Consider the following 9,786-nt stretch of genomic DNA (forward strand, 5'->3'; position numbering starts at 1 on the left):
GGGCGAGTCCATACAATTACATGAAACGCAATCTCTGTAGGAGCTGCCGAAGGCTGCGATCTTTTGATCTTTACTCGGTACTGCCCAGGCCCTGCCAATGCTTCAGGCCAATAAAGATAAAACGCAGCTGCTGGGTGATCTTCGCCTGCGGCGTCAGATGCTCCGGCAGTGCTTCAGCGGGCGGGTCGATGATGTCTGGGAGGGTAGCGAACACCGATTTGACGATCAGATCAGCCATCACACTCAGGCCCTCGGCATCCAGATGCTGAAGTTTGGGCATCATCGTCAGGTCCGATGCAAGGTCGGAGCTGATGTTTTCACGCAATCGACCAATCGCCTGACGCACCGGCAGCGAGCCACCGTACTGTTCGCGGGCGAGAAACAGAAATTGTGAGCGGTTGGCACTGACCACATCGAGAAAGATCCGCACCGAGGCATCGATAATGCCGCCCATGACGAATTCGTTGTGGCGTACCAGGCGGATGGTTTCGCGAAAGGTCTGGCCGACTTCACTGACCAGCACCAAACCCAATTCGTCCATATCGGCAAAATGCCGGTAAAAACCGGTGGGTACGATCCCGGCGGTCTTGGTGACTTCGCGCAGGCTCAGGCTGCCGAATCCACGGCCGCTTTCCATCAAATGGCGGGCAGCGTCCATCAGGGCGTTGCGGGTCTGTTGCTTCTGTTCGGCGCGGGGCAGCATCGCAGGGTGTGTTCTTCGGCAGGACAAGCGCCGCACTCTAGCAAATCGGCTTTATCGGCGTCGAACGGCGGGGCAGTAAAGCGAGGGTTTTTACGGGGCGTTTACCAGAACCTGAAAAGTCAAAAGCCCAATCCGTCGATTGGGCTTTTTTTCCGGGCCACCATGGGCTCAGCTCACAGCGCTGTTGCGTTCGATCACACGGTCACCACCACCTTCGGCAACAGCCTGGCCTTGTGGGGTTTTGTCGTAGCCGTCTTCAACCAGACCTTTTTCTTCGAGGCGGTTGCGACCGTTTTCGGCGACAGCCTGGCCTTGAGGGGTTTTGTCGTAGCCGTCTTCGACCAGACCTTTTTCTTCCAGACGGTTGCGACCGTTTTCCGCTACCGACTGACCTTGTGGCGTTTTGTCGTAGCCATCTTCAGCGAGGGTGCCTTTGGTGTGGTCGGAACCATCAGCGGCCACGGTCTGGCTGAACACCGAGTAGCTGGTTTTGACTTGTGGCGTGGCTTGATCGGCAGCAGGCAGGGCGAAAGCAGTGCTGGCCAGCATCGAGAGGGTAAGACTAAGCAGTAATTGGCGTTTCATGATGGGTTGCTCCTTGGGAGGGCGATAAAGTGGGTACGAGGGCAATGCTACTCTCGATAAGTCGATATAAAAGTTCATAAACGCAATGGTAATAATCAACAGAATTGATTGTTCTGGCGCGAGGCTCTAGATCGGGCCTTTCAGAGCATCGGTTTTGCACCTAGGTGGGTATTTTCGACCCACTCGTGCCTCGCAAACGTGCGGGTCGCGGTAACGCTGTTCGACTGACCGGTCAGAATTCACCCGGGTTTTTCCGTCTTAATCGACTTTTCGGTTAAACCTGCGGGCCTTTTGCCAGTCACAGTTTTCATAGGGGCCGCTTTGGCCCGCCGTTTCAGCCGTTCGCCGCTTTCTTTAAGGGTGAGTGGTCGTGATCAGGAGCTTTGTGCATGACGCGCACTGGAAAAATCTTCAGCTGGACCTTCGCCACCCTCGTGCTGCTACTGGCCGTGCTGGTACTGATCATCGTGTTCTTCGACTGGAACCGGATCAAACCGCCGCTCAACGCCAAAGTCTCGGAAGAACTGCATCGACCGTTTGCCATCAATGGCAACCTCGCAGTGATCTGGCAGCGCGAGCCCGACGAGGGCGGTTGGCGCGCCTGGGTGCCGTGGCCGCACGTGGTTGCTGAAGATTTGAGCCTGGGCAATCCGGACTGGTCGAAGAAACCGCAGATGGTCACCCTCAAGCGCGTCGAACTGCGCATCTCGCCATTGGCGCTGCTGGCGCAACGCGTGGTGATTCCGCGCATCGACCTGACCGAGCCCAACGCCGATCTGCAACGGCTGGCGGATGGCCGCGCCAACTGGGTATTCAAGTTCGATCCCAAAGACCCGAACGCCGAGCCGTCGAGCTGGGTGGTCGACATCGGCGCCATCGGTTTCGACAAGGGCCACGTCACCCTCGATGACCAGACCCTGAAAACCAATCTGGATGTGCTGATCGATCCACTGGGCAAGCCGATTCCGTACAGCGACATCGTCGGTGACAAAGCGGCGAAAACCGCGCAGGACAAGGGCGGCGCACCGCAAGACTATGCATTTGCGCTGAAGGTCAAAGGCCAATACCACGGCCAGAGCCTCAGCGGCCAAGGCAAGATCGGCGGGCTGCTGGCCTTGCAGGACGCGAGCAAACCGTTCCCGCTGCAAGCCCAGGCGAAGATCGGCGACACCCGCATCGAACTGGCCGGCACCCTGACCGACCCGATGAATCTCGGCGCGCTCGACCTGCGCCTGAAACTGGCCGGCGACAGCCTCGGCAATCTATACCCGCTGACCGGCGTCACGCTGCCCGATACGCCACCGTATTCCACCGACGGTCATTTGATTGCCAAACTGCATGACGCTGCCGGCGCGAAATTCACCTACGAGAAATTCAACGGCAAGATCGGTAACAGCGACATCCACGGCGACCTGACTTACGTCGCAACCCAGCCGCGACCAAAACTCAGCGGTGCGCTGGTTTCCAATCAACTGTTATTTGCCGACCTCGCGCCGCTGATCGGCGCCGATTCGAATGACAAGCAGAAGGCCCGTGGCGGCGACAGCAAGCAACCGGCAGACAAAGTGCTGCCGGTTGAGGAATTCAAGACTGACCGCTGGCGCGCGATGGATGCCGACGTTGAATTCACCGGCAAGCGCATCGTCCACAGCGAGAAGCTGCCGTTCAATGATCTCTATACCCATCTGATATTGAACGACGGCGAACTGAGTTTGCAGCCGCTGCGCTTTGGCGTCGCTGGCGGCAATCTTGATGCGCAGATTCGTCTCAACGGTCGCACCGAGCCCATGGAAGGCCGGGCCAAACTGACCGCACGCCGCTTCAAGCTCAAAGAACTGTTCCCGACGTTTGAACCGATGAAGACCAGTTTCGGCGAACTCAATGGCGATGCCGATATCAGCGGGCGTGGCAATTCGGTGGCGGCGCTGTTGGGCGGCGCCAACGGCAAGTTGAAGATGTTGATCAACGACGGCGCGATCAGCCGTGAACTGATGGAGCTGGCCGGACTCAACGTCGGCAACTACGTAGTCGGCAAGATCTTTGGCGACAAGGAAGTGAAGATCAACTGCGCGGCGGCGGATTTCGATATCAAGACCGGTTTGGCCACCACGCAGCTGTTTGTCTTCGATACCGAGAACGCGATCATCTATATCGATGGCACGGCGAACATGGCCAACGAGCAGCTCGACCTGACAGTGACGCCGGAATCGAAGGGCTGGCGTTTGATCTCCCTGCGTTCGCCGCTGTACGTGCGTGGCAAGTTCATCAAGCCGGACGCCGGGGTGAAGGCCGTGCCGCTGATGTTGCGTGGGGCGGGGATGGTTGCCCTGGGTGTGATTGCAGCGCCGGCGGCGGGGCTGTTGGCGCTGGTGGCACCAAGTGGCGGCGAGCCGAATCAGTGTGCGCCGCTGCTGGAGCAGATGAAGGCGGGCAAGGCGCCGGTGACCGTCAAACCGACTAAATAGACAGACAAGATCAAAAGATCGCAGCCTGCGGCAGCTCCTACATAGACCCGTGTAGGAGCTGCCGAAGGCTGCGATCTTTTGCTTTTAAGGGTTAGAGGTCGTTCAGGATGTCAGCCATGTCATCGGCATGCTCTTCTTCCTGCGCGAGAATGTCTTCGAAGATCCGGCGGGTCGTCGGGTCTTTCTCGCCGATGTACTGAATGATCTCGCGGTAGCTGTCGATGGCGATCCGCTCGGCTACGAGGTCTTCGTAGACCATCTCCTTGAGGGTGTTCCCGGCCACGTATTGCGCGTGGGACATTTTCGACAGCAGGTCGGGGTTGAACTCGGGCTCGCCGCCCAATTGCACGATCCGCTCGGCGAGACGGTCGGCGTGCTCGGCTTCCTGATTCGCGTGTTCGAGGAATTCTTCGGCGGCCACGTGGGCTTTCACGCCATTGGCCATGAAGTAGTGGCGCTTGTAGCGCAACACGCAGACCAGTTCGGTGGCCAGCGATTCGTTGAGCAAGCGCAGCACCTCTTCACGGTCGGCGCTGTAGCCCTCGGTGACCGCGCCGTTCTCGACGTGTTGGCGCGCACGATCGCGCAGGGTTTGGACATCTGACAGATGCAGGTCGTCGCTCATTTCAATCTCCTGGAGGCTAATCCGATGGGCGCCACGTTCTGCGGCCGTGGTCGCTACCCAAGTTGTGAGTCATGAGCGAAGGAAAAAGTTTTATCGGTTTTGCACCACCCCAGCAGGAGCTGGCGAAGGCTGCGATCTTGGCGTCAGCCCGGACAACAGAGCCTCTTCTCGCAACCAGGCAAAAAACGCCCGCACCGGCGGATGTCGTTCGCGGCCCGGCACACACAACGCGCTGTAACCTGCGCCGTCGACCACGACCTCGCCCTTGTACGGCACCAATAAGCCGCTGGCGACGCTCTCCGAGACCAGAATATTGCTCGCCAGCACTAACCCTTGCCCGGCAATGGCCGCTTGCAGGGCGTAATGCTCTTCGTCGTATTCACGGATCGCCGGCTGCGGCTTCAACCAGTTTTCGCCGGACTTTGCACACCACGCTTCCCAGCCATGGGCGTAGAGCTTCGAGTTGTGCCAATGCACGCTGATCAATGTCGGCGTACTCCGTGCGGCCAGCGCCACTTGCTCGGGCGAGCCGTAAACGCCGAATGATTCATCGAACAGGCACAGGCCATACAGGTTGGGGTAATCGTCGAGGCTGTAACGCAACACCAGATCGACGCTGGCGTCCTGGTGCAAGTCGATGACTTCGCAATGGGTATCAAGGCGCACATTGATGTTCGGGTGCTGCGCATAAAACCGCCCCAGACGCGGCACCAGCCACAGCGCCGCGAAGGCGGCGGTGGTCGACAGCGTCAGGCTGCTGCCGCTGCGTTGCGGGCGCAGGGTGTCGACGCTTTGCGCCACTTCCAGCAGCGCGCCGTGCAGGCTGCGAAACAGCCGCTCGCCACCCTCGGTCAGGCGCACCTGGCGTGGCAGGCGTTCGAACAGCGCGACCCCCAGCCAGTCTTCCAGCGAGCGAATCTGATGGGAAATGGCAGTCGGCGTCACCGACAGTTCTTCGGCCGCCGCCTTGAAACTCAACAGCCGCGAAGCGGATTCGAAGGCGCGCAGGGCGGTCAGTGGCAGCGAAGCGAACATTCAATACTCCATGGGTGAAATAAATTCATCCCGACTGATTTTTATTCATTTGAAGGCACGCAGTGACGCGCTTCAAGCTGCGAGCTACAAGCCGTTTGATTCTAGTTCTGAGGATATACAGATGAGTAAGATTCTTGCGATTCATGCCAGTCCGCGTGGTGACCGTTCAACGTCGCGCCGTCTGGCGGAAAGTTTTTTGAGCGCCTGGCAGGCGCGCCATCCGCAGGCTCACATCACCCGTCGTGAAGTTGGCCGGGCACTGATTCCAGCTGTAAACGAGGCGTTCGTGGCGGCAGCGTTTTACCCGGAACCCGAGGCGCGGCCACTGTCGATGCAGGCCGATCTGGCGCTCAGCGACCAGTTGGTTGGCGAGTTGCTCGAGCATGATCTGCTGCTGATTTCCACGCCGATGTACAACTTCAGTGTGCCCAGCGGCCTCAAGGCCTGGGTCGATCAGATCGTGCGGCTGGGCCTGACCTTCGATCACACCCTGGACAACGGCGTTGCTCAATACACGCCGCTATTACAGGGCAAGAAAGCCTTGATCGTCACCAGTCGCGGCGGTTTCGGCTTCGGCCCGGGTGGCGAGCTGGAGGCGCTGAATCACGCCGATCCATGGCTGCGCACAGCGCTGGGCTTCGTCGGCATCAACGACGTCAGCGTGGTCGCCGCCGAGGGCGAAGAATCTGCCGAGCGCACCTTCGCGGTGTCGGTGGCCGATGCCGAGCAGCGTCTGCTCGACCTCGCCCGGACGTTCTAGGTGGCCTGGCTGTGCTTGCTGATCGCCGCCGGATTCGAAGTCACCTTCGCCATGGGCATGAAATACGCCGAAGGTTTCACCCGGCCATGGCCGTCGGTTATCACGGTGATTGCGGCAGTAGGCGGCATCTACTTTCTCACGCTGGCCATGCGTGAATTGCCGGTCAGCATTGCTTATCCGATCTGGACGGCCATCGGCTCGCTGGGCACGGTGTTCCTCGGTTTTGCTCTGCTGGGCGAGAGCCTGACGCTGGTCAAACTGCTGTCGGTCGGGCTGATTGTGGCGGGGGTGGTGGGGCTGAAGTAGGCTGGTGGTTGAGTTGTCATGATCACGGAGGATGCTTGGCGAGCGTTTTGCAGGCCTTGCATCCACTCACCGACCACAAGGATGTCTGCCCATGTCCACGCGTTATCCGCTGGTGCTGGTCCCGGGCATGCTCGGGTTTATCCGGCTGGTGCTTTATCCGTATTGGTATGGAATCGTCAAAGCGTTGCGCCGTGGAGGTGCAACGGTGATTGCCGTGCAGGTGTCGCCGCTCAATTCGACTGAGGTGCGCGGCGAACAGTTGCTGGCGCGCATCGACGAGATCCTGCGCGACACCGGCGCGCAGAAGGTCAACCTGTTCGGCCACAGTCAGGGCTCGTTGACGGCGCGGTATGCGGCGGCGAAACGCCCGGATCTGGTCGCCTCGGTGACGTCGGTGGCCGGGCCCAATCATGGTTCGGAACTGGCCGATTATCTGCAACGACACTACCCGGTCAACAGCGCCAAGGGGCGCTTGCTGGAGGTGCTGCTGCGTTTTATCGGGTGGCTGATGGCGTTATTGGACACCGGCTATCGCGGGCCGAAACTGCCGGTGGATATCCGCGCCTCGCACCAGTCGCTGACCACTGACGGCGTGGCGCTGTTCAACCAGCGTTATCCACAGGGCCTGCCCGAAACCTGGGGCGGGCACGGGCCGGAAGAGGTCAACGGTGTGCGGTACTACTCGTGGTCGGGGACGTTGCAGCCGGGCAAGACCGATCGCGGCGGCAATCTGTTTGATGGGACCAACCGCAGCTGTCGACTGTTTGCCAGGACGTTCGTGCGTGAGTCGGGGCAGTGCGACGGGATGGTCGGGCGCTACAGCTCGCATCTGGGCACGGTGATTGGCGATGACTATCCACTGGATCATTTCGACATCGTCAACCAGTCGCTGGGGCTGGTGGGGAAGGGCGCGGAGCCGGTGCGGCTGTTTGTCGAGCATGCGGCGCGACTAGAGGCTGCCGGCCTTTAAATCGCTTTTGTGGCGAGGGGATTTATCCCCGTTGGGTTGCGCAGCAGCCCTCGCTTTTTTGGGGCCGCTACGCGACCCAACGGGGATAAATCCCCTCGCCACAAAGATATAGGCATCAGGCAGTGCGGGGCTGGCGGCCCAACACGGTGGTCCAACGCTCGGACAGAATCACCCCAGCCAACGTCAGCAATCCGCCGACCAGGTGATACATCGCCAACTTCTCCTTCAGTACCACTGCCGCAATCAGCGCAGTAATCAACGGCAGCAGATTGAAGAACAACGTCGTCCGGCTCGGCCCCAGGCGTTGCACAGCCTGCATCCACGCCAACGGCGCAAGCATCGAAGCCAACAGACACGCATACAACACCAGCGGAATGTTCTGCAGGGTCAAACCGGTTTTCGGTGAAGCCGCATACAACGGAAACAATACGACAATCGCCACCAGCACCTGCAAGTACAGCAACACCAGCGGCGGCAGGCGCAGCTGCCATTTCTTCAATAACGTGCTGTAAATCGCGTAAGCCAGGGTCGCGATCAACATCATCGCATCGCCCATGTTCACGCCGTGCTGCAGCAATGCGCCGAGGCTGCCGGACGACACCACCACCAATACGCCGGCAAACGACAGCACCGCGCCCACCAATGCGCCGGCAGTCAGGCGCTGACCGAGACTGATGATCGCCATGGCCAGCGACATCAAAGGCATCAGCGACAGAATGATGCCCATGTTGGTCGCGGTGGTCAGGGTGGCGGCGAAGTAAGCGAGGCTCTGATACACCGCCATGCCAAGCACGCCGAGGACGAAGATCTTGCCCAGATTCGGGCGAATCTGCGGCCAGTGCGCGATCACCGCTTTGAGCATGAACGGGGTGAACAGCAAGCCGGCGAGCAGCCAGCGATAGAAACCGATCTCGGCGGCGAAAATCGCCCCGACCGCCAGTTTGTTGATCACGGTATTGCCGGCCCAGATAAAAATCGCCAGCAGCGGAAACGCGTATTGCATGAGTTGAAACCAGTACGTTGATGAGTCGCAATTATCCCTTGTCTGGATGCAGGCCTATACTTCAAACCGGACAACCTGCCTCTGAAACCGGACAGCATGAACAGTAAACACATCGATCTGCTGGATTTCAGCGAGCTGCCGTCGGCGGTGTACTTCCGTTACGCCGATTTCAACGCCCATGAATTCGCCGCACCGCACCGTCATCCGTGGGGCACGCTGGAATATGCGGCGCACGGCGTGCTGCACATGGACGTCGACGGCAGTCGCTTCATGTCGCCGCCGCAATACGCGGTGTGGGTGCCGCCGCAGGTCGAGCACAGTTTTTACAGCCATCAACCGGTCAACTATCGCGCGGTGTGCCTTGATCCCAAGGTCTGCGCCGATTTGCCCCGGCGTGCCTGCACGTTGGCGATCAGCGACATTCTCAAGGCGATTCTCAAGGACTTCGCCGCCCGTGACGTGAAGATTCCCGTACTCGACGCCGACCAGCGACTGGCGCAGGTGTTGGTCGATCAATTGCAGCAGGCGCCGGTGCATGAATGCTATCTGCCCTATGCAAGCGGTCCGGGATTGCTGGCGATCCTCGAAACCCTGCAAGCCGAGCCGGGCAACAACCAGCCGCTGGCACACTGGGCGCTGCAGGTGCATGTCAGCGAGCGCACGCTGGCGCGGCAATTTGTGCGCGAGTTGGGCATGAGTTTTGGCGAATGGCGCCAGCGGCTGCGCTATCTCGCGGCAATCGAAGCGCTGGAGTCTTCGCGCAGCGTGCAGGAAATTGCCTTCGACCTCGGCTACAGCAGCGGCTCGGCGTTTATCGCCATGTTCGCCCGCCAGGCCGGTTGCACGCCGGAGCAGTATCGACGCAGCCACCGTGAAGGCAGGAAGGTGTAACAAGCTTTGACTACACTTCGGCAGAGGCCGCCCCCCTCGGTGCGGCGACAAGGAGAAAACTCCATGAAGATGTTGCGTGTGCCTTTGTTGATGATTGGTTTGCTCCTGTGTTCTCAGGGTTTCGCCGCCACGGCGCAACAGAACAAGATGACCACCTGCAATGCCGATGCGACCGCCAAGAGCCTCAAAGGCGATGAACGCAAAACCTTTATGAGCACTTGCCTGAAGGCAGCGCCTGCGGCCAACGATGGCAAGGCCCTGACCCCGCAGCAGGAAAAAATGAAAACCTGCAACGCCGATGCGAAAACCAAAGCGCTGACCGGCGATGCGCGCAAGACCTTCATGAGTGATTGCCTGAAGAAAAAATAAGATCAAAAGATCGCAGCCTGCGGCAGCGCCTACAGGAGATGAATGTAGGAGCTGCGGCAGGCTGCGATCTTTTG

11 protein-coding genes are annotated in these 9,786 nt (G+C 59.8%); 6 read left to right on the plus strand and 5 right to left on the minus strand.

Going from position 1 to position 9,786, the window contains the following annotated elements:
* Positions 1-70 precede the first annotated feature (70 nt).
* A complete protein-coding gene (locus tag PMI37_RS24675) occupies positions 71-703 on the minus strand; it encodes a TetR family transcriptional regulator (protein ID WP_008086186.1) in 633 nt (210 codons plus the stop codon).
* Positions 704-871: 168 nt separating this feature from the next.
* Complete coding sequence (locus PMI37_RS24680) at positions 872-1,288, minus strand: hypothetical protein (RefSeq protein ID WP_008086187.1); 417 nt, start codon at positions 1,286-1,288, stop codon at positions 872-874.
* A 389-nt stretch (positions 1,289-1,677) separates the two neighbouring features.
* On the opposite strand from PMI37_RS24680, the gene PMI37_RS24685 reads away from it, so the two are divergent.
* Positions 1,678-3,753 (plus strand): AsmA family protein, encoded by a 2,076-nt coding sequence (locus PMI37_RS24685; RefSeq protein ID WP_008086189.1) that lies wholly within the window; start codon positions 1,678-1,680, stop codon positions 3,751-3,753.
* 91 nt (positions 3,754-3,844) lie between these two features.
* Here the strand turns inward: PMI37_RS24685 and PMI37_RS24690 are convergent, their stop codons facing one another.
* Positions 3,845-4,378 carry a ferritin-like domain-containing protein gene (locus PMI37_RS24690; RefSeq protein WP_008086191.1) on the minus strand — a complete coding sequence of 178 codons (534 nt, stop codon included), beginning with the start codon at positions 4,376-4,378 and terminating at the stop codon, positions 3,845-3,847.
* A gap of 90 nt (positions 4,379-4,468) precedes the next feature.
* Entirely contained in the window at positions 4,469-5,413 is a 945-nt protein-coding gene (locus PMI37_RS24695; RefSeq protein ID WP_008086193.1) for a LysR substrate-binding domain-containing protein, read from the minus strand.
* A gap of 121 nt (positions 5,414-5,534) precedes the next feature.
* Between PMI37_RS24695 and PMI37_RS24700 the strand changes: the two genes are divergently transcribed.
* The 3 genes from PMI37_RS24700 (at position 5,535) to PMI37_RS24710 (ending at position 7,449) form a co-directional block, all read left to right on the plus strand.
* Positions 5,535-6,173, plus strand: a complete 639-nt coding sequence (locus PMI37_RS24700; protein WP_008086195.1) for an FMN-dependent NADH-azoreductase — start codon at positions 5,535-5,537, stop codon at positions 6,171-6,173.
* Positions 6,174-6,479, plus strand: coding sequence for a DMT family transporter (locus PMI37_RS24705; protein WP_008086196.1), 306 nt, complete (start codon positions 6,174-6,176; stop codon positions 6,477-6,479). It begins immediately after the preceding gene.
* Between the two features lie 91 nt (positions 6,480-6,570).
* A complete protein-coding gene (locus tag PMI37_RS24710; RefSeq protein WP_008086200.1) occupies positions 6,571-7,449 on the plus strand; it encodes an esterase/lipase family protein in 879 nt (292 codons plus the stop codon).
* Positions 7,450-7,564: 115 nt separating this feature from the next.
* Here the strand turns inward: PMI37_RS24710 and PMI37_RS24715 are convergent, their stop codons facing one another.
* Positions 7,565-8,452, minus strand: a complete 888-nt coding sequence (locus tag PMI37_RS24715) for a DMT family transporter (RefSeq protein WP_008086202.1) — start codon at positions 8,450-8,452, stop codon at positions 7,565-7,567.
* Positions 8,453-8,548: 96 nt separating this feature from the next.
* On the opposite strand from PMI37_RS24715, the gene PMI37_RS24720 reads away from it, so the two are divergent.
* Complete coding sequence (locus PMI37_RS24720; RefSeq protein ID WP_008086204.1) at positions 8,549-9,343, plus strand: AraC family transcriptional regulator; 795 nt, start codon at positions 8,549-8,551, stop codon at positions 9,341-9,343.
* A gap of 63 nt (positions 9,344-9,406) precedes the next feature.
* Complete coding sequence (locus PMI37_RS24725) at positions 9,407-9,712, plus strand: PsiF family protein (RefSeq protein WP_008086206.1); 306 nt, start codon at positions 9,407-9,409, stop codon at positions 9,710-9,712.
* Positions 9,713-9,786 lie beyond the last annotated feature (74 nt).

It is taken from the genome of Pseudomonas sp. GM80 (assembly GCF_000282515.1).
In the GTDB taxonomy this organism is placed as follows: domain Bacteria; phylum Pseudomonadota; class Gammaproteobacteria; order Pseudomonadales; family Pseudomonadaceae; genus Aquipseudomonas.

Bases quoted from the DNA above. Each gene is read 5' to 3' on its own strand.
- PMI37_RS24675 (WP_008086186.1), bottom strand. From the start codon at position 703: ATGCTGCCCCGCGCCGAACAGAAGCAACAGACCCGCAACGCCCTGATG.
- PMI37_RS24680 (WP_008086187.1), bottom strand. From the start codon at position 1,288: ATGAAACGCCAATTACTGCTTAGTCTTACCCTCTCGATGCTGGCCAGC.
- PMI37_RS24685 (WP_008086189.1), top strand. From the start codon at position 1,678: ATGACGCGCACTGGAAAAATCTTCAGCTGGACCTTCGCCACCCTCGTG.
- PMI37_RS24690 (WP_008086191.1), bottom strand. From the start codon at position 4,378: ATGAGCGACGACCTGCATCTGTCAGATGTCCAAACCCTGCGCGATCGT.
- PMI37_RS24695 (WP_008086193.1), bottom strand. From the start codon at position 5,413: ATGTTCGCTTCGCTGCCACTGACCGCCCTGCGCGCCTTCGAATCCGCT.
- PMI37_RS24700 (WP_008086195.1), top strand. From the start codon at position 5,535: ATGAGTAAGATTCTTGCGATTCATGCCAGTCCGCGTGGTGACCGTTCA.
- PMI37_RS24710 (WP_008086200.1), top strand. From the start codon at position 6,571: ATGTCCACGCGTTATCCGCTGGTGCTGGTCCCGGGCATGCTCGGGTTT.
- PMI37_RS24715 (WP_008086202.1), bottom strand. From the start codon at position 8,452: ATGCAATACGCGTTTCCGCTGCTGGCGATTTTTATCTGGGCCGGCAAT.
- PMI37_RS24720 (WP_008086204.1), top strand. From the start codon at position 8,549: ATGAACAGTAAACACATCGATCTGCTGGATTTCAGCGAGCTGCCGTCG.
- PMI37_RS24725 (WP_008086206.1), top strand. From the start codon at position 9,407: ATGAAGATGTTGCGTGTGCCTTTGTTGATGATTGGTTTGCTCCTGTGT.